Consider the following 18091-nt stretch of genomic DNA (forward strand, 5'->3'; position numbering starts at 1 on the left):
GGGGTCCATCCCTTCTCGGCAGACGGCCGGCACGGTCAGCCCTTGACGGCGCCCTCCCCGACGCCGCGGAAGAAGTACCGCTGGAGGCAGACGAACAGCAGGATCAGCGGGGCGACGGCGATGATCGTGCCCGCCGCGACCAGCCGGGGGTCGTTGGCGAAGGTGCCGTGCAGATAGTTGAGGCCCACGGTCAGCGTGAACTTGTCCGAGTCGGAGAGCACGATCAGCGGCCACAGGAAGTCGTCCCACGCCCCCATGAAGGCGAAGATCGCCACCACCGCGAGCGTGCCCAGGACCTGCGGCAGCGCGATCCGGGTGAACCGCTGCCAGACGTTGGCGCCGTCGATGACCGCGGCTTCCTCGGTCTCGTACGGCACGGCGGCGAACGCGTTCCGCATCAGCAGCACGTTCAGCGCGCCGACCGCGCCCGGCAGCACCACGGCGATGAGCGTGTTGTTCAGCTCCAGCTCCCGCATGGTGGTGAACTGCGCGATGACGATGGACTCCAGCGGCACCAGCAGCGCCGCGACGAACGCCAGCGTGGCGGCTTTGCGGCCGCGGAACCGCAGCCGGGCGAGGGCGTACCCGGCCAGGGACGCGCCCACGCAGTTGGTCACGACGTTGGTGACCGCGACCTTCAGCGAGTTCAGCGCGTAGTCCCACACCGGGATGATGTCCGCGACACCGGAGTAGTTGCCGAGGGTGGGGTGCTCGGGGACGAAGCGCGGCGGCGAGGTGTAGACGTCCTCGGTGCCGCCCTTGAGCGACGTGGACAGCTGCCACACGAACGGGCCGACGGTCAGCGCCAGGACCGCGAGCAGCAGCAGATAGCGGACGGCCGTTCCCCAGCGGGTCGGGCGCATCACCGCTCCTCCTTCCGGTCCGCGCGCAGCACCAGCAGCATCAGCAGCAGGGTGAGGGCGAAGACGACCAGGGAGATGGCCGACGCGTAGCCGACCCGGCCGTTGAGGCCGGTCCCCACCCGCTGGACCAGCATGACCAGCGTGGTGTCCTGCCCCGCCGGGCCGCCGCTGGGCCCGGCCAGCAGGTACACCTCTGCGAACACCTTGCACGCGGCGACCGAGGACAGCGCCCCGACCAGCACCATCGTCGACCGGAGCGCGGGAACCGTGACATGGACGAACCGGCGGACCGCCCCGGCCCCGTCGACGGCGGCGGCCTCGTGCAGCTCGCGCGGCACGTTCGCCAGCGCCGCGAGGTAGATGACCATGTAGTACCCGAGCCCCTTCCATACCGTCAGCGCCATGGCGCTGAACAGCAGCAGCCACTGGTCGCCGAGGAAGTTCACCGGCCCGGCCCCGAAGAACTCCAGCATCGCGTTGACCAGGCCCCGGTCGTCGAGCACCCACTCCCAGATCAGCGCGACCACGACGACGGAGGCCACCACCGGGGTGTAGAAGGCGGACCGGAAGAAGGCCACCCCCGGGACCTGCCGCCGCACCAGCAGGGCCAGCAGCAGCGGCAGGACCACGCAGCACGGCACCACCAGCGCGACGTACAGCAGACTGTTGCGCAGCCCCACCCGGAACTGCTCGTCGTCCAGCATGGTCCGGAAGTTCTCCAGCCCCACCCACCGGCCCTCGGACAGCGTCCGGGCGTCGGTGAACGACCGGTAGACGGTGGTGAGGAACGGATAGAGCGTGAAGGCGGTGATGACCGCCAGTCCGGGCAGCAGGAACAGCCAGGGGCTGGCCGCCCGGTGGGTGCGTACAGGGACGGCGGGACGGTTGCGCACCGGCGGGGCGGGGCGGCGCCGCATCAGCTCTGCCGCAGCAGCTTGTTGCTCTGCTCCACGGCGTCGTCGAGCGCCTGCCGCGGCGACTTCCTGCCCTGGAACGCCTTGGCGACCTCGTTCTGCAGGATCGTCTTCATTTCGTCGCTCATCACCACGGGGGTGTAGTTCACCGCGCCCTTGAGCGCTTTGGCGGCGGCGACCCGGACCCGTCCCCCGTCCGTGCCGTCGGCCTTGGACCAGTACGCCTTCTCCAGCGATCCCTTGGTGCTGGGGAAGATCGCGACCTGGTGCGCGAAGGACTCCTGGTTCCGCTGGTCGGTGACGAAGTGCGCGAAGGCGATGGCCGCCGCCTTGTGGTCACTGCGGTCGTTGACCGCGAGGCCCATCACGTACATGTTCGGCTTTCCGTTGTTGGTCGGCGCGTCCGTGATACCGAGATTCCGGTACAGGCTCGGCGCGTCCCGTTTGAACGTCTCCAGGTCGTGGGCGCTCCCCGGATTCATCGCGACCTTCTGGGACAGGAACTTCTGCCCGGCCTTCTCCGGAGTCATGGTCAGCACCTGGGAGTCCAGACCTCCGTTGTCGTACAGCTCCTTGTATCGGGTCAGCAGTTCGACGCCCTTGGGCTCGTTGTACGTGAACTCCGTCGCGTCGCCGTTGACCAGCCGCACCCCGTAGCGGCCGAAGTCCTCGATGGCCGGAGTGCCCGCCAGCGTGGCGATCTTCCCGTCCGACGCCTTGGCCATCTCGTTGGCGGCGGCGAACAGCTCGTCGAACGTCCGCGGCGGCTTCTCCGGGTCGAGGCCGGCCTCCCTGAACAGCGCCTTGTTGTAGAACAGCGGCCCGGTGTTCAGATACCAGGGGAACGCGTAACTGCCGTCCAGACCGGGCAGCGAGGTGCCCTGCCATGCCTCCGGGGTGTATTCCCCCTTGAACCTGGCACTGGCCCGCTCCTTGTCCAGATTCATCAGCAGCCCGGCCTTGGCCAGGGGATACGACAGGTCGGGCGATACATTGACGACATCGGGCAGACTGCCCGCGGCGGCGTCGGCGCTGAGCTTCTCCGCGTAGTTCTCGCCGGGCTGGTCCCGCCATTTCACGTGGACGTCCGGGTACTTCGTCTCGAATTCCTCGATGAGCCCGTTGAAGTAGTCCTTGAAGTTCGCCCGCAGATTCCAGGTCTGGAAGGTGATGTCGCCTTCGATCTTCCCATCCGCGCTGCTGCCGCCGTCGTCGCCGGAGCCACCGCACGCGGTGAGCGTGAGGGCCGAGAGGACAAGGGGAAGGGCGGCGGCAACGGATCTCCAGGACATGCGCATAGCTGCGAGCTCCTTCGATCGGTCCAGCGGGGCCGCTCAAGAAGCTGCACCTGTATGGCGTGTTGCGTCAAGAGTTCCGCCAACGCCTAATGCGCTTTAGTCTGTTGACGCTCAAGCGCTTTAGCGCACGCACCGCTCCGGGAGGAACCATGCGCCGGACCCCGGCCCGACGCCCGACCATGAAGGACATCGCGCGCCGCGCCGGAGTGTCGGAGAGCGCGGTGTCCTTCGCGCTGAACGGCCGGCCCGGGGTCTCGCCGGCCACCCGCGACCGGGTGCGCAGGGTCGCCGAGCAGCTCGGCTGGCAGCCGAGTACGGCGGCGCGGGCGCTGTCCGGCGAGGGCTCCGCCACCGTGGGGCTGGTACTGGCCCGTCCCGCGCGCACCCTGGGCGTCGAGTCGTTCTTCCTGCACCTTGTCTCCGGTGTTCAGGAAGCGCTTTCGCACCGGCGGCTGGGACTGCTCTTCCAGGTGGTGGAGGACGTGGACGCCGAGGCCGCGGTCTACCGCCGCTGGTGGGCGGAGCACCGGGTGGACGGACTCCTCGTCGTCGATCCGCGCCGAGACGATCCGCGGCCGGACCTGCTGGACGAGCTCGGCCTCCCCGCGGTGGTGATCGGCTCGCTGCCGGAACGGGAGTCCGGCTCTCCGGGGCGCGGCGGCGGCGAGGAGCACGGCCCGGCCCCGGGCGCGGGGCCCGCTGCCGCCGGTCCGGCGCCGCGGCCCGGGGGCGACCCCGGTCCCGGCACCGGCAGGGTGGGCGCCGCCGCCGCGACCACGGGCCGCCCCGGCATCTCCAACCTCTGGGCGGACGACGCCGGCGCGATGGCGTCCATCGTCGGACACCTGCACGCCCTCGGCCACCGCCGCATCGTGCACATCGCGGGACTGCCCGAACTCACCCACACCCGCCGCCGGATGGACTCCCTGCGTGCCGAGGCCGCCCGCCGCGGGCTCACCGACGTGCGTTCGGTGCCCACCGACTACTCCGACGCCCAGGGCGCCGAGGCGACCCGCCGGGTGCTGGCCGAGGACCGGCCGCCCACCGCCATCGTCTACGACAACGACGTGATGGCGGTCGCCGGGCTGGCCGCCGCCGCCGAGCGGGGCCTGGCGGTCCCGGCCGACCTGTCCATCGTGGCCTGGGACGACTCGGTCCTGTGCCGCAGCACCCACCCCTCCCTCACCGCGCTGGTCCGCGACACCGCGGCCTTCGGCCGGCACGCCGCCGAACTCCTCATCGCGCTGCTGGACGGCGGCCCGGCGGTGCGGATCCAGGACGACCTGCCGCGGCTGGCCCCCCGGGGCAGCACCGCCGGACCGCCCGGTTCACAGCCGTACCGCCAGTGACAGGGCGAAACGGCCCGCGCTGTCGGTCCACCACTGCCGCAGGTCCAGCTCGGCGGCGGCGAGTTCGGCCCGTACTCGTTCCCAGCGGAACTTCGCGGACACCTCGGTGCGCAGTTCCTCACCGGCGGCGAAGTGCACCGCCAGATCCAGGGCCGGGATCTTGGCGGTGAGTTCGGTACGCGCCCGCAGCCGCATCTCGATCCATTCGTGCTCGCTGTCCCACAGCGCGACATGGTCGAAGTCGGCGGGGTCGAAGTCGGCCCCCAGCTCGCGGTTCAGCACCGACAGCACGTTCTTGTTGAACGCCGCCGTGACGCCCTGCGCGTCGTCGTACGCCGCCACCAGCGTGGCCTCGTCCTTGACCAGGTCCGTGCCGAGCAGCAGCGCGTCTCCCGGGGAGAGGAGCTCGGCCACGGAGGCGTGGAAGACGGCCCGCTCCTCGGGCAGCAGATTGCCGATCGTCCCGCCGAGGAACGCCACCAGCCGGGGACCGGGGGTCTCGGGGAGGGCGAGACCGGCCTGGAAGTCGGCGACCAGGGCGTGCACGGCCAGGCCGGGGTGCTCGACCACCAGCGCGTTCCCGGCCTGGTCGAGGGCGCTCTCACTGACGTCCACCGGGACGTACACGGCAAGCTCCGGCAGCAGCGCTTCGATCAGATGGCGGGTCTTCGCCGAGGAGCCGGAGCCCAGCTCCACCAGGGTGCGGGCCCGCGTGAGAGAGGCGATCTCCGAGGCCCGCTCGATCAGGATCTCCCGTTCGGCGCGGGTCGGGTAGTACTCGGGCAGCTCGGTGATCCGCTCGAACAGCTCGCTGCCGCGCGCGTCGTAGAACCACTTGGGCGGCAGTTGCTTGGGGGAGCAGGTCAGCCCGTGGGAGACGTCGGCGCGCAGGGCCGCGGCGGTGGCGTCGGCGGGAAGGGTGCGGGACAAGCGGTACGGGCTCACGCTGAGGGCTCCTTGAGCGGGGTGAGAAGGACTTCCGTGCGGGTGGCGGTGAGCAGGGTGCGGTCGGGCACCTCCGTCCAGAGCGGATCGTCGTCGTGCGGTTCCGAGGCGACGACGACGGTCGCGCGGCCGGGGTCGGCGCGGTACCAGAGGGTGTCGCCCCAGGCGGTCGCGCTGATCGTCTCGCCGTCGGTGAGGAGAAAGTTCAGGCGCGAGCCGGGGGCGGTCGCGGCGAGCGCCAGGGTCGTCCCGGCGAGTGCCTCGGGCTCCTCGTAGCCGTCGCGCAGCCGGCGCAGCACCAGCGCCCACACCAGCGCCGAGTCGCAGCGTGCCTCCAGGGACAGCAGATCGACGGGCGGCAGCGCGGCGGCGAGCCGGGCCGGCGCGTGCGGCCAGCCGCACACCGCTCCGTTGTGGCTGAACAGCCAGCTGTCCGTGCCGAATGGCGCGGCGGCGGCCTCCCCGTCCGGATCGGCGGCCGTGGCGTCCCGCACCGCGCCGAGCAGCGCGCCGGTACGGACGACGCGCGCGAGATCGGCGAAGGAAGTGTCGGCCCAGATCGGCCCGCTGCGGCGGTAGCGGGCGGGCACGGGGTCGCCCGGCGCGTACCAGCCGACTCCGAAACCGTCGGCGTTGACGGTGCCGTGCGCCTGTCGGCGGGGGGCCCAGGACTGCCGGTACAGCGCGTGCGGCGGCCGGACGAGGACGTCGCCGATCGGGACGGCGGGACCGAGATAGGCCACGTGGCGGCACATCAGCGACTCACCTCCGGCGGCTTTGTGAGGGCACCTCGACCTGACCTGAGTCGTACCGGCGGCGCGGCCATCACACGTCCTCCGCGTCGCGCGCGGTGCGGAACCCCGAGAAGATCTGCCGCCGGACCGGCAGGTCCCAGTTGCGGAAAGTGCCCCGGCAGGCGACCGGGTCGACGCCGAACGACCCGCCGCGCAGCACCTTGTACGTACTGCCGAAGAAGACTTCCGAGTACTCCCGGTAGGGGAACGCCGCGAAGCCCGGGTACGGCAGGAAGTCGCTGGCCGTCCACTCCCACACGTCGCCGATCAGCTGCCGTATGCCCAGCGGTGACGCGCCGTCCGGATAGCTGCCGACCGGCGCGGGCCGCAGATGCCGCTGGCCGAGGTTGGCGTGCTCGGGCGCCGGGTCCGCGTCGCCCCACGGGTAGCGCCGGGACCGGTCGCTCTCCGGGTCGTACCGGGCGGCCTTCTCCCACTCCGCCTCGGTCGGCAGCCGGCGCCCGGCCCAACGGGCGTAGGCGTCGGCCTCGTACCAGCTGACGTGCAGCACCGGTTCGCCCGGCGGTACGGGCTCGGTCACCCCGAACCGCCGGCGCAGCCACTGGCCCTCCTCGCGCCGCCAGAACAGCGGGGCGCTCAGGCCCTGCCGCTGTACGTGGTCGCAGCCCGGCCCGGTCCACCAGCGCGGATCGCGGTAGCCGCCGTCCTCGATGAACCGCAGATACGCGCCGTTGCTGACCGGCACGGTGTCGATGAAGAAGGCGGGCAGCAGGCGGCGGTGCGCGGGGCGCTCGTTGTCCAGGGCCCACGGCTCGGTCGAGGTGCCCATGGTGAACGGCCCTGCGGAGACCAGCACTTCGGTCGGCAGGACACCACTCTCGGCGGCCGGCGGCGGCTCGGGCGCGGTCAGCACGGCCGGGCCGCCGCGCAGCTGATGGGTGATGAGCATCGTCTCGTCGTGCTGCTGCTCGTGCTGCGCGATCATGCCGAAGGCGAAGCCCGCGTCGACCAGCGGAGCGCCCCGCAGGGAGCTGCGCTCCAGCACGTCGAGCGCTCGCCCGCGTACGTCGGCCACATAGCGGCGCGCCTCGGCGGGCGGCAGCAGGGGCAGCGCGGGGCGCTCGGCGCGCGGGTGCTCGAAGGCGTCGTAGACCGAGTCGATCTCGGGGCGCAGCGCGTCGAGCCCGCCCACGGCGCGCAGGAGCCACTGCTCCTCCTGGTTGCCGATGTGGGCGAGGTCCCAGACCAGTGGCGACATCAGGGGGGAGTGCTGGGCGGTGAGGTCGTGGTCGTCCACGCAGCCGGTGAGGGCGCGGGTGCGGTCCCGGGCGGTGCGCAGCGCCTGCTCGGCGCGCCGCCGCAGCAGTTCGGGCTCGGGCCCGGTCGGCGCGCCGGCGGAGCCGAGGCGGCGGGGGAAGCCGGGGGCGGTCATAGCTGGTGCTCCTTCCCGGTACGGGCGGGGTTCCCGGTAGGGGCGGGGGCCGCGGCGCGGCCAGGGGTATCGGTATGGCCATGGGCATCGGTACGGGCGGGCGGCTCGGTACGGGCAGAGGCCCTGGCACCCGCCTGGTCGAGCAGATCGTCGGCGGGACATCGGCCGCGGGCGACGTACCGGTCGGTGAAGGCGGCGACGGCGTCGGTGACGGCGGGCGGGGCGCCGAGCCGGGGCAGCGCCTCCTGGGCCGCGGCGAAGCAGAGCATGGCCGCGGCGTGCAGCTCGGGGTCGGTCAGGGCGTGCCGGGCGGCCCTTCGCCACAGCGGGTTGCGCGGCGCGGGCCGCTGCCCGGCGGTCTCGGCGAGCGGCTTCACCGTGCGGTAGGCCGTCTCGGCGGCCTGGGGGTCGTCGAACAGCGCCACCGTGACGGCGAGCGGCACGATCCAGCCCGCGTCTCCCGCCTGAGCGTCGATCATGCGCAGTTCGAGGTGGCCGCGGGGCCGGACGGGCGGAAAGAGCGTGGTGATGTGGTAGTCGAGGTCCTCGCGGGTGGGTCTGCGGGGCAGCCCGGTGCGGACCCACTCCCGGAAGGTCAGGCCCTCGGGGACCTGCCACGGCCCGTCCTCGGATCGGATGAACATCACCGGCGCGTCCAGCACGTAGCCCGCCCAGGACTCGCGCGGGTCCGGGCCGCCGGGCGGTGCGAGCGTACGGCCCGGGTCCATCGCGGCCCACAGGGCCTGCCGGGTGGAGCGGTAGCCGGTCGGGGCGCCCTCGCTCAGCGGCGAGTTAGCGAACGCCGCGCACAGTACGGCGCCCAGCAGATGGGCCAGGTGCCAGCGCCGTCCGGTGCCCAGCGGCCCCGGTTCGGCGTATCCGGCGTCGACACACACCTGCACCGAGGCGGTGCGGCACATCATGGAACGCCCGGCCGGGCCGAAGCGGTCGAGGTACCGCTCCATGGAGGTGTAGCGGCGGTCGGTCAGGAACCGGCGCGGCGGATGCCAGGGGTTGTGGCCGTGCCCGGCGATCCCCAGGCCCGATCCGGCGAGGAGCCCGCGTACGAGGGCGAGATCGGCGGCGGTCGACTCGATGCACGTGGTCAGGGAGTCCGCGGGGCGGGAGCTGAGCTCCACCTGGCCGCCGGGTTCGAAGGTGAGGGCGGACCGCAGGGGCAGCCCGCGCAGTGCGGTGGCCGCGGCGTCGAGCCGGGCCGGGGCGACGGGGGTCGCCGGGTCGTTCAGGTCGTGGACGAGCCACTCGAGTTCGACCCCGATGAGTCGAGGGGGGCCGTTCTTGAAACAGATCCCGCGCAGATGGGCCTCGAGCTCGGCCTCCGCCTCGGTGATCGTCTCGTGCTCGGTCGCCTTGTGTTCGGGCACAGCTGTCATCTCCTGTCCCGTCGCGGTGACCGGCCCGTTGCGACACGGACCGGTATGCCGCCGTCCACCTAACGTGCTCAGGTCGCCGGGCTCAAGGGTGCCTACAGAGTTACACAAGAGTTCACAGTGCGCAGAGTGAGCCGATCACGCTCCGTGTGCGGCCCGGGTGGACAGCGGACCGCATCCGGCTCGACAGCCCGCCGTGGATGGTTCCCCCGCCGCCGACCGACCGCTTAGTATGCCGCGAGGGCGGGACCGCGCCCCACCTCACGACACCTGTGGGAGGCCACCGCATGCAGGCATGGCGAGTGCACGAGAACGGCGAGCCGCGCGAGGTGATGCGCCTGGAAGAAGTGCCGGAGCCGGTCGCCGGACCGGGCGAGCTGCTGGTGCGGGTACGGGCCGCGGGCGTCAACTTCCCCGACGCGCTGCTGTGCCGCGGCCAGTACCAGGTACGGCCGCCGCTGCCGTTCACTCCTGGCGTGGAACTGTGCGGCGAGGTCCTCGCCGCCGGCGAGGGCGTCCGCGCCGAGACCGGCGCCCGCGTCCTGGCCACCGCGGCCCTCCCGGCGGGCGCCTTCGCCGAACGCGTGGTCGTCCCCGCGGCCGCCGTCCTGCCCGCCCCCGACAGCCTGGACGACGCCCGGACCGCCGCCCTGCACATCGGCTACCAGACGGGCTGGTTCGGACTGCACCGCAGGGCGCGGCTGCAAGCGGGCGAGACCCTGCTGGTGCACGCCGCCGCGGGCGGTGTCGGCAGCGCCGCCGTCCAGCTCGGCAAGGCGGCCGGGGCCACCGTCATCGGTGTCGTCGGCGGCGCGGACAAGGCGCGCACCGCCCGGGAGCTGGGCTGCGACGTGGTGATCGACCGCCGCGCCGACGACTTCGTGGCGGCCGTGAAGGAGGCGACCGCGGGCCGCGGCGCCGACGTCGTCTACGACCCCGTCGGCGGCGACGCCTTCACCAGGTCCACCAAGTGCGTCGCGTTCGAAGGCCGGATCGTGGTCGTCGGATTCGCAAGCGGCGTGATCCCCAGCGCCGCCCTCAACCACGCCCTCATCAAGAACTACGCGATCCTCGGCCTGCACTGGGGCCTGTACAACACCCACGACCCGGCCGCCGTGCGCGCCTGCCACGACGAGCTGACCAAGCTCGCCACCCAGGGCGCCGTCTCACCGCTGGTCAGCGAACGCGTCCCGCTCGCCGGGGCGGCCGACGCCGTCCAGCGGGTGGCCGACGGCGCCACCACCGGGCGTGTCGTCGTCGTACCCGGCCTCGCGGACGACACGCGCGGGGGACTCACGGCCGACACGGGGACGGAGCCCATGACGGACACGCGCCGGGAGCCCACGGCCGACACGCGCGGAGCGGGGGAGCCCCGATGAGCACCGTCGACGCCGCGGACCTGCGCCGCCGGGTCGCCGACCTGCTGGCCGCGCACCCGCCCGCCGCCACCGCCCGACTCGACTTCCTGCGCGCCCGGTTCGACGCCGGACTCGCCTGGGTCCACTACCCCGTCGGCCTCGGCGGGCTGGACGCGCCCCGCTCGCTGCAAGCCGTCGTGGACGCCGATCTGGCGGCCGCGGGCGCCCCCGACAACGACCCCCGGCGCATCGGGATCGGCCTGGGCATGGCGGCCCCGACCATCCTCGGATTCGGCACCGACGAACAGCGCCGGCGCCTGCTGCGCCCGCTGTGGACCGGCGAGGAGGTGTGGTGCCAGCTGTTCAGCGAACCGGGCGCGGGCTCCGACCTGGCCGCGCTCGGCACCCGCGCCGTCCGCGACGACGGCGACACCTGGGTCGTCGACGGCCAGAAGGTCTGGACCTCCAGCGCGCACCTCGCCCGCTGGGCCATCCTCATCGCCCGCACCGACCCCGACCTGCCCAAGCACCGCGGCATCACCTACTTCGTCTGCGACATGACCGATCCCGGCGTCGAGGTCAGGCCGCTGCGCCAGATCACCGGTGAGGCCGAGTTCAACGAGGTCTTCCTCACCGGCGTGCGGATCCCCGACAGCGCACGCCTCGGCGAGGTCGGCGACGGCTGGCGCGTCGCCCAGACCACCCTGATGAACGAGCGCGTCGCCATCGGCGGCGGCAGCATCCCCCGCGAAGGCGGCATGATCGGCCTGGTCGCCGAAACCTGGCGCGGCAGGCCGGAGTTGCGCACCCATGACCTGCACCAGCGGCTGCTGCGGCTGTGGGTCGAGGCCGAGGCCGCCCGCCTCGCGGGCATGCGGCTGGGCCAGCAGCTCGCGCTCGGCCAGCCCGGCCCCGAGGGGTCGGCCATGAAGCTCGCCTTCGCCCGGCTCAACCAGGAGATCAGCGGCCTGGAGGTCGAACTCCTCGGGGAGGAGGGTCTCGGTTACGACGACTGGACCCTGCGCCGCCCGGAACTCGTCGACTTCACCGGCCGCGAGGCGGGCTACCGCTATCTGCGGGCCAAGGGCAACTCCATCGAGGGCGGCACGTCGGAAGTGCTGCTGAACATCATCGCCGAACGCGTCCTCGGCCTGCCGCCGGAGCCGCGTACCGACAAGGACGTCGCCTGGAAGGACCTGCCGCGATGAGCACACCTGAGCTGCTGCACTCCGAAGTCGAGCCGGACCTGCTGTACTCCGAAGCCGAGGAGGACCTGCGCGCGGCAGTGCGGTCCCTGCTCGACCACCACTGCTCGCCCTCCGCCGTGCTCGCCGTGGCGGAATCCGGCCGTCCGTACGACGAGGGGCTGTGGCGGACCCTGGCCGCCACGGGTGTCGCCGGGTTGCTGGTGCCCGAAGAGCTAGGCGGCCAGGGCGCCACCGCGCGTGAGACGGCGGTCGTCCTCGAAGAACTCGGCCGGGCCGCCGCCCCCGTCCCCTTCCTGACCAGTGCCGTCCTCGCCGCCGAGGCGCTGCTCGGCTGCGACACCGCACAGCCCGCCGTACGCGCGGCGCTTGCCGCGCTCGCGGCGGGGGAGAGCGTCGTGGCGCTGGCGGTGCCGCTGTCCGCCGGGCCGGAGGCCGGGCCTGGCGCCACGTCGGATGCCGGGCCGGACACCGCCCCCGACGCCGGGCCGCCGACGACCGTGACCGCCGACGGCGACGGCACCCTGCGCGGCCGGGTCACCGGTGTGGCCGGTGCCGCGGGTGCCGATGTGCTGCTCGTCCCGGCCGACGACGGACTGTACGCCGTCGACGCGGCCGCCGACGGCGTGCAGATCACCGCCGTCACCTCCCTCGACCTCACCCGGCCGATCGCCGCCGTCACCTTCGAGCGGGCCGCCGGACGACGCCTGGCCGACGCCGGCCGGGCCCGCTCCGCGGTCGGCCGCGCGATGCTCGCCGGCGCCGGGCTGCTCGCCTCCGAACAGCTGGGCATCGCGGAATGGTGTCTGACCGAGACGGTGCGGCACACCATCCAGCGCACCCAGTTCGGCCGGCCCGTCGGCTCGTTCCAGGCGCTCAAGCACCGGATGGCGGCCCTGTGGCTGGAACTGGTCACCGCGCGCGCCGCAGCCCGGCACGCCGCCGACGCGCTGGCCACCGGCTCCGACGCGCCCGTGGCGGTGTCCGTCGCCCAGTCGTACGCCGCCCAGGTCGCGGTCCACGCGGCACAGGAGTGCGTCCAACTGCACGGCGGCATCGGCATGACCTGGGAGCACCCCGCGCACCTGTACCTCAAGCGCGCCAAGAGCGCGGAGATCGCCCTGGGCACCCCGGGGCGGCACCGCGCCCGACTGGCCGGGCTCGTCGGTCTCCCCGCTCCGACCAGCTGAAACACCCGGGCCGCGGCGTGCCCGCCCCCTGACGTGCGGTTTAATGGCGACCGTAATTGCGAGCAACTCGCAACAACGGTTTTTCAGCAACAGGGGTGTGGGCATGACGGCCCGGACGATACGGACGCTCGCCGCGGTGACCGCCGGCGCGCTGCTGGCGGGCACCGCGGCCTGCTCCGCGCCGAGCGACGGCAAGCGCGGGAAGGCCACCGACGCCCTCGTCGTCGGCATCGCCAACGAGCCCGAGACCCTCAACCCGCTGCTCGGCTACGGCAAGGACGGCAACTCCAAGATCTTCGACGGGCTGCTGCGGCACGACGCCGACATGAAGCTCGCCCCCGCCCTCGCCGCCGCGCTGCCCGAGGTCGGCGACCACGGCCGCACGTACACGTTCACCCTCCGCGACGGCGTGCGGTTCAGCGACGGCAAGCCGCTCACCGCCCGCGACGTGGTCTTCACCTACCGGACGATCCTCGACAAGAAGACCAACAACCCCTCCAAGGGCGAGCTGGACGCCGTGGAGAAGGTCACCGCCAAGGGCGACGACACCGTGGTCTTCTCGCTCAAGTACCCCTACGCGGCCTTCGCCGAGCGCACCGTCCTGCCCGTCGTACCCGAGCACGTCGCGGGTGGGCAGGACGTCAACACCGGCCGGTTCAACACCCAGCCGGTCGGCACCGGCCCGTACACCCTCGTCAACTGGAGCAAGGGCGAGAAGATCACCCTCAAGGCCAACCCCGGCTACTGGGGCGGGCCGCCGAAGGTGAAGAAGCTCACCATGGCGATCATCAAGGACGACGACATACGCGCCACCCGGCTGCGCTCCGGAGACCTCGACGGCGCCATCCTCCCGCCGAACCTCGCCAAGACCTTCAAGAGCGACGAGGACCGGCGGACCATCGCCGCCAAGACCGCCGACTACCGCGCCGTCACCCTCCCCACCGAGAACCGGGTCACCGGCGACCGCGCGATCCGCCGCGCCCTGGACGTCGCCGTGGACCGCACCACCATGGTCGACGCCATCCTCGAAGGCGCGGGCAAGGAGGCGTACGGGCCCGTTCCCATCGACAGCCCGTGGTTCACCAAGGGCACCGAACGCCGGCACGACCTCGCCAAGGCCAAGCGCATCCTCGACGAAGCCGGCTGGCGGCCCGGCGAGGACGGCGTCCGGGAGAAGGACGGACACCGCGCCGCCTTCACCCTCTGGTACCCCTCCGGCGACAAGCTCCGCCAGGAGCACGCCCTCGCCTACGCCGGCGACGCCAAGAAGGCCGGCATCAGGGTCACCGTGCAGAGCGGCACCTGGGAGGTCATCGAGCCGCGGATGAAGCACGACGCGGTCCTCGCGGGCGGCGGCAACCCCGCCGACCCCGACTTCGACCTCTACAACCTCCTGCACTCCTCCCTCGCGGGCGACGGCTTCAACAACATGGCCCGCTACCGCAACCCGGACGTGGACAAGGCCCTGGACGAGGCACGCCGCTCCGCCGATACCGGCGACCGCAGGCTCGCCTACGACCAGGTCCAGCGCGAACTCGCCGACGACCCGGGCTACACCTTCCTCACCCACATCGACCACGTCTACGTCATACGCGACGCCTGGGACGGCTTCAGCACCCAGGTGGAACCCCACGACCACGGCCTGGGCGCGGGTCCCTGGTGGAACGTCGAGGCCTGGCAGCCCAAGAAGTGAGCCGCCGTCCGCCCTGGGGACCGATGGCGCGGATGGCGGGTCGCCGGCTGCTGTTCGCCGTCCCCGTGCTCCTCGCCGTCACCTTCGGGGTCTTCGCGATCGCCGCCGCCTCACCGTTCGACCCCGCACGCGCCTACGCGGGCTCCGCCGGGCTCAGCGCGGGCGACCGGACCCTGGACCAGCTCCGCGCCAACCTCGGCGCCGACGACCCGTTCACCGTCCGCTGGTGGCGCTGGCTGACGGACGCGGCCGGCGGCGACCTCGGCGACTCCAGCAGCCTGCGCCAACCCGTCTCCCAGGTCATCGGCGAACGCCTCGGCTGGTCCGTCCTGCTGTGCGCGGTCGCCTTCGTCCTGGCCGTGACCGTGGGCACCGTGCTCGGCGTCCTCGCCGCCCGACGCCGCGGCGGACCGCTCGACCGCGCCGTCACCGCCGCCGCCTACACCCTCGAAGCGGCGCCCCCCTTCTGGACGGGGCTGCTCGCCGTCTGGTTCTTCGCCGTGCGGCTCGGCGTCCTGCCCCCGGGCGGGCTCACCGACACCGGCAGCGATGTGGTGACGGCCGACCAGGTCGCCCGCCACCTGGTGCTGCCCGCGGCCGTCCTCGCCATCTCCCAACTGCCCTGGTTCGTGCTCTACGTACGCCAGGGTGTCGGCGACGCGCTGGCCGAGGACCCGGTGCGCGGCGCCCGCGCCCGAGGCCTGCGCCCCCGCACCGTGCTGCTCGGCCACGCCCTGCGCGGCGGCCTGCTGCCCGTCCTCACCCTCGTCGGCTCCCGCGTCCCCGAACTCATCACCGGCGCGCTGCTGGTCGAGACGGTCTTCAGCTGGCCCGGCATCGCCTCCGCCACCGTCGAGGCCGCCACCAGCGTGGACTTCCCGCTGCTGGCCGCGCTCACGGTGCTGGCCACCGCCGCCGTACTCCTGGGCAACCTGCTCTCCGACCTGCTGTACGGACTCGCCGACCCGAGGGTGGGCTTCGATGGCTGACCCCACCCGGCGTACCCGCGGCGGTGCGCGTACCCGCCGAGGTGAGCGTGCCCGCGGCGGTGCGCGCGCCCGCACCCTTCGGACGCGCGCCAGCGCCGCCGTGCTCGCCGCCGTCGTGCTCACCGCGCTCGTCGTACCGCTCCTGGTGCCCCTCGACGAGCAGGCCGTGGACCTGAGGGCCAAGCTCCTGCCGCCGTCCCCCGACCACCCCTTCGGTACCGACGACGTGGGCCGCGACCTGCTGCTGCGCTGCGTCTACGGCCTGCGGGTCTCGCTCCTGGTCGGTGTCGTCGCCGCACTCGTCGCCACGGTCATCGGCACCGCCGTCGGCGCGCTGGCGGGCGCCCTCGGCGGCTGGACCGACCGGCTCGTGATGCGCGCGGTCGACCTCTTCTCCTCCGTGCCCCACCTGCTGCTGGGCATCTTCGTCGTCGCGATGTTCCGTCCCGGCGTCTGGCCCGTGATCGCCTCCGTGGCACTCACCCACTGGCTGTCCACCGCCCGGATCGTGCGCGCCGAAGTGCTGACCCTGCGCACCCGCCCCTACATCGACGCGGCCGTCTCCGGCGGCGCCTCCCGGTGGCGGGTCACCGTCCGCCACCTGCTGCCCGGCGTCCTGCCGCAGGCCGGTCTCGCCGCGGTCCTGATGGTGCCGCACGCCATCTGGCACGAATCCGCGCTGTCCTTCCTGGGCCTGGGACTCCCGGCGCACCGGGCGAGCCTGGGCACGATGGTCGACGGCGCCCGCGGGTCCCTGCTGGCCGGGGACTGGTGGCCCACCCTCTTCCCCGGCCTGTTCATCATCGTGCCGACCCTCGCCGTCGCCGGACTGGCCGGAGCCTGGCGCGAACGCATCAACCCGCGCCGCCGATCGGAGCTGACACTGTGACGACGCGGACGACACCCCCGGTGCCCAGCCCGCAGACCCCGGCCGTCCTGCGCGTGCGCGAACTGTCCGTGGCCTTCCGGATGCGCGGCGGACGGGAGATCGCGGCCGTCACCGACGCCACCTTCGACCTGGCGGCGGGGGAGTGCCTGGCCCTGGTGGGCGAATCCGGCTGCGGCAAGTCCGTGCTCGCCTCGGCGCTCCTCGGTCTGCTCCCCGGCAACGCCCGCACGGCGGGCAGCGCCCTGCTGGCCGACGGACTGGACCTGCCCGCCGCCGGAGAGGACACCCTGGCCCGCACCGTCCGCGGCCGCCGCGTCGGCCTGATCCCGCAGAGCCCGGCCGCGCATCTCACCCCCGTACGCACCGTACGCTCCCAACTGGAGGAGACCGTACGGGAGCTGACCGGAACTCCCCGGAGCAGGTTGCGGACCGCCGCCGAGGCCGCCGCCACCCGGGCCGCGTTCCCCACCGACCACCTCGACCGCTACCCGCACCAGCTCTCCGGCGGCCTCGCGCAGCGCGCCGCCACCGCGCTCGCGCTCGTCGGCGACGCGCCACTGCTCCTCGCCGACGAGCCGACCACCGGACTCGACCGCGACCTCGTGGAGCGCACCGTCGACGAACTGCGCCGCCACACCGACGACGGCCGGGCGCTGCTGATCATCACCCACGACCTGGCGGCGGCCGAGCGCATCGCGGACCGGGTGGCCGTGATGTACGCGGGGCGGATCGTGGAGATCGCCGCCGCCGCGTTCTTCGGCGCACCCGGGCCCCGCCACCCGTACGCGCGCGGCCTGCTGGAGGCGCTCCCCGACCGGGCCTTCGTCCCGATCCCCGGCATGCCGCCGGAACTCGGTGATCTGCCTGACGGCTGCGCCTTCGCCGCGCGCTGCGACCGTGCCACCGAGACCTGTGCCACCCTCCCCGCGTTCGTCGGCGGCGTCGCCTGCCACCACGCGCCGGAACCCGCCGAGGGGCCCGCCCCGCGGTCTGCTGAGGAGCCCGCCCGGCAGCGTGTTGAGAAGCCTGCCGAGGGGCCCGCGCCGGAGCCTGCCGAGGAGCGCGCCGATGCTTGAACTGCGCGGCATCACCGCCGGATACACCCCGCGCCGCCCCGTCTTCCGGGGCGTGTCCCTGAGCGTGCGCCCCGGGGAGGCCGTCGGGTTGCTCGGGCCGAGCGGCTGCGGCAAGTCCACTCTGGCGCGGGTCGCCGCCCTGCTGCACCGGCCCGACGCGGGCACCGTCACGCTGGACGGCGAGCCGGTACGCGGCTGGCGGCACCGAGCGCCGCGCGCCCAGCGCACCGCCTGCGGAGTCGTCTTCCAGCAGCCCCGGCTCTCCGCCGACCCCCGGCTACGGCTGCGCGACATCATCGCCGAGCCGCTGCGCGCCACCGGACGGCGCGCCGACGCCGCCGGCACCGTCCGCGTCCTGGCCGAGAGTGTCGGCCTCTCGGACGACCTGCTGGCGCGGCGACCGCATGAGGTGAGCGACGGGCAGTTGCAGCGCGCGTGCCTCGCGCGGGCGCTGGTCCTGCGTCCCCGCTGGCTGATCTGCGACGAGATGACGGCGATGCTGGACGCCTCCACGACGGCCGCGCTCGTCACCGTGGTGGAGGACTACCGCCGCGAGAGCGGCGCCGGCCTGCTCGCCGTCGGCCACGACCGGACGCTTCTGGAGCGCTGGTGCGACCGCACGGTGCGCTGGACGGAGCTGACGGCGGACGTCTCCGCCACTGCGGCGCGCGACCTCTGACGCCGCCACCACGGCCGCGCGCGACCGCTGACGCCGCACCGCCCGGAGGCTGACGCCTCCGGCGC

General features: G+C 73.3%; 16 protein-coding genes. 9 read left to right on the top strand and 7 right to left on the bottom strand.

Annotated elements, in window-relative coordinates:
* Nucleotides 1-35 precede the first annotated feature (35 nt).
* Genes ACQUSR_RS32010 through ACQUSR_RS32020 form a run of 3 tightly spaced genes read right to left on the bottom strand, consistent with a single transcriptional unit; the run spans nucleotide 36 to nucleotide 3075 of the window.
* Entirely contained in the window at nucleotides 36-866 is an 831-nt protein-coding gene (locus tag ACQUSR_RS32010) for a carbohydrate ABC transporter permease (RefSeq protein WP_431046638.1), read from the bottom strand.
* A complete protein-coding gene (locus ACQUSR_RS32015; RefSeq protein WP_431046640.1) occupies nucleotides 863-1780 on the bottom strand; it encodes a carbohydrate ABC transporter permease in 918 nt (305 codons plus the stop codon). Before ACQUSR_RS32015 ends, ACQUSR_RS32010 begins: the two co-directional genes overlap by 4 nt.
* A complete protein-coding gene (locus ACQUSR_RS32020; RefSeq protein ID WP_431046642.1) occupies nucleotides 1780-3075 on the bottom strand; it encodes an ABC transporter substrate-binding protein in 1296 nt (431 codons plus the stop codon). The genes ACQUSR_RS32015 and ACQUSR_RS32020 overlap by 1 nt, the downstream gene beginning before the upstream one ends.
* 149 nt (nucleotides 3076-3224) lie before the next feature.
* Here ACQUSR_RS32020 and ACQUSR_RS32025 point away from each other — a divergent pair, with 149 nt between their 5' ends.
* Complete coding sequence (locus tag ACQUSR_RS32025; RefSeq protein ID WP_431046644.1) at nucleotides 3225-4424, top strand: LacI family DNA-binding transcriptional regulator; 1200 nt, start codon at nucleotides 3225-3227, stop codon at nucleotides 4422-4424.
* Here the strand turns inward: ACQUSR_RS32025 and egtD are convergent.
* The 4 genes from egtD to egtA form a co-directional block, all read right to left on the bottom strand.
* Nucleotides 4404-5369 (bottom strand): L-histidine N(alpha)-methyltransferase, encoded by a 966-nt coding sequence (gene egtD / locus ACQUSR_RS32030; RefSeq protein ID WP_431046646.1) that lies wholly within the window; start codon nucleotides 5367-5369, stop codon nucleotides 4404-4406. The genes ACQUSR_RS32025 and egtD overlap by 21 nt on opposite strands.
* Nucleotides 5366-6124 (bottom strand): ergothioneine biosynthesis protein EgtC, encoded by a 759-nt coding sequence (gene egtC, locus ACQUSR_RS32035; protein WP_431046648.1) that lies wholly within the window; start codon nucleotides 6122-6124, stop codon nucleotides 5366-5368. The genes egtD and egtC overlap by 4 nt, the downstream gene beginning before the upstream one ends.
* Before the next feature lie 70 nt (nucleotides 6125-6194).
* Nucleotides 6195-7556, bottom strand: coding sequence for an ergothioneine biosynthesis protein EgtB (gene egtB / locus ACQUSR_RS32040; protein WP_431046650.1), 1362 nt, complete (start codon nucleotides 7554-7556; stop codon nucleotides 6195-6197).
* Nucleotides 7553-8950, bottom strand: coding sequence for an ergothioneine biosynthesis glutamate--cysteine ligase EgtA (gene egtA / locus ACQUSR_RS32045; RefSeq protein ID WP_431046652.1), 1398 nt, complete (start codon nucleotides 8948-8950; stop codon nucleotides 7553-7555). The genes egtB and egtA overlap by 4 nt, the downstream gene beginning before the upstream one ends.
* 284 nt (nucleotides 8951-9234) lie before the next feature.
* On the opposite strand from egtA, the gene ACQUSR_RS32050 reads away from it, so the two are divergent.
* The 8 genes from ACQUSR_RS32050 (at nucleotide 9235) to ACQUSR_RS32085 (ending at nucleotide 18026) form a co-directional block, all read left to right on the top strand.
* Entirely contained in the window at nucleotides 9235-10326 is a 1092-nt protein-coding gene (locus tag ACQUSR_RS32050) for an NADPH:quinone oxidoreductase family protein (protein WP_431046654.1), read from the top strand.
* Nucleotides 10323-11513, top strand: a complete 1191-nt coding sequence (locus ACQUSR_RS32055; protein WP_431046656.1) for an acyl-CoA dehydrogenase family protein — start codon at nucleotides 10323-10325, stop codon at nucleotides 11511-11513. The genes ACQUSR_RS32050 and ACQUSR_RS32055 overlap by 4 nt, the downstream gene beginning before the upstream one ends.
* Nucleotides 11510-12700, top strand: a complete 1191-nt coding sequence (locus ACQUSR_RS32060; protein ID WP_431046659.1) for an acyl-CoA dehydrogenase family protein — start codon at nucleotides 11510-11512, stop codon at nucleotides 12698-12700. The genes ACQUSR_RS32055 and ACQUSR_RS32060 overlap by 4 nt, the downstream gene beginning before the upstream one ends.
* Nucleotides 12701-12803: 103 nt before the next feature.
* Complete coding sequence (locus ACQUSR_RS32065) at nucleotides 12804-14393, top strand: ABC transporter substrate-binding protein (protein ID WP_431046660.1); 1590 nt, start codon at nucleotides 12804-12806, stop codon at nucleotides 14391-14393.
* A gap of 23 nt (nucleotides 14394-14416) precedes the next feature.
* The gene (locus tag ACQUSR_RS32070; RefSeq protein WP_431046662.1) at nucleotides 14417-15382 is read left to right on the top strand and encodes an ABC transporter permease; all 966 of its coding nucleotides are present in this window, start codon (nucleotides 14417-14419) and stop codon (nucleotides 15380-15382) included.
* Nucleotides 15375-16271, top strand: a complete 897-nt coding sequence (locus ACQUSR_RS32075; RefSeq protein ID WP_431046665.1) for an ABC transporter permease — start codon at nucleotides 15375-15377, stop codon at nucleotides 16269-16271. Before ACQUSR_RS32070 ends, ACQUSR_RS32075 begins: the two co-directional genes overlap by 8 nt.
* Before the next feature lie 80 nt (nucleotides 16272-16351).
* Nucleotides 16352-17347, top strand: coding sequence for an oligopeptide/dipeptide ABC transporter ATP-binding protein (locus tag ACQUSR_RS32080; RefSeq protein ID WP_431047973.1), 996 nt, complete (start codon nucleotides 16352-16354; stop codon nucleotides 17345-17347).
* Nucleotides 17340-18026, top strand: coding sequence for an ABC transporter ATP-binding protein (locus ACQUSR_RS32085; RefSeq protein WP_431046667.1), 687 nt, complete (start codon nucleotides 17340-17342; stop codon nucleotides 18024-18026). Before ACQUSR_RS32080 ends, ACQUSR_RS32085 begins: the two co-directional genes overlap by 8 nt.
* Nucleotides 18027-18091 lie beyond the last annotated feature (65 nt).

Origin of the sequence: Streptomyces sp. P1-3 (assembly GCF_050613155.1) — a bacterium.
Classification (GTDB): domain Bacteria; phylum Actinomycetota; class Actinomycetes; order Streptomycetales; family Streptomycetaceae; genus Streptomyces.

Coding starts and splice junctions, on each gene's coding strand:
- ACQUSR_RS32015 (WP_431046640.1), bottom strand. CDS start 1,780: ATGCGGCGCCGCCCCGCCCCGCCGGTGCGCAACCGTCCCGCCGTCCCT.
- ACQUSR_RS32020 (WP_431046642.1), bottom strand. CDS start 3,075: ATGCGCATGTCCTGGAGATCCGTTGCCGCCGCCCTTCCCCTTGTCCTC.
- ACQUSR_RS32025 (WP_431046644.1), top strand. CDS start 3,225: ATGCGCCGGACCCCGGCCCGACGCCCGACCATGAAGGACATCGCGCGC.
- egtC (WP_431046648.1), bottom strand. CDS start 6,124: ATGTGCCGCCACGTGGCCTATCTCGGTCCCGCCGTCCCGATCGGCGAC.
- egtB (WP_431046650.1), bottom strand. CDS start 7,556: ATGACCGCCCCCGGCTTCCCCCGCCGCCTCGGCTCCGCCGGCGCGCCG.
- egtA (WP_431046652.1), bottom strand. CDS start 8,950: ATGACAGCTGTGCCCGAACACAAGGCGACCGAGCACGAGACGATCACC.
- ACQUSR_RS32050 (WP_431046654.1), top strand. CDS start 9,235: ATGCAGGCATGGCGAGTGCACGAGAACGGCGAGCCGCGCGAGGTGATG.
- ACQUSR_RS32055 (WP_431046656.1), top strand. CDS start 10,323: ATGAGCACCGTCGACGCCGCGGACCTGCGCCGCCGGGTCGCCGACCTG.
- ACQUSR_RS32060 (WP_431046659.1), top strand. CDS start 11,510: ATGAGCACACCTGAGCTGCTGCACTCCGAAGTCGAGCCGGACCTGCTG.
- ACQUSR_RS32065 (WP_431046660.1), top strand. CDS start 12,804: ATGACGGCCCGGACGATACGGACGCTCGCCGCGGTGACCGCCGGCGCG.
- ACQUSR_RS32070 (WP_431046662.1), top strand. CDS start 14,417: ATGGCGCGGATGGCGGGTCGCCGGCTGCTGTTCGCCGTCCCCGTGCTC.
- ACQUSR_RS32075 (WP_431046665.1), top strand. CDS start 15,375: ATGGCTGACCCCACCCGGCGTACCCGCGGCGGTGCGCGTACCCGCCGA.
- ACQUSR_RS32080 (WP_431047973.1), top strand. CDS start 16,352: ATGCGCGGCGGACGGGAGATCGCGGCCGTCACCGACGCCACCTTCGAC.
- ACQUSR_RS32085 (WP_431046667.1), top strand. CDS start 17,340: ATGCTTGAACTGCGCGGCATCACCGCCGGATACACCCCGCGCCGCCCC.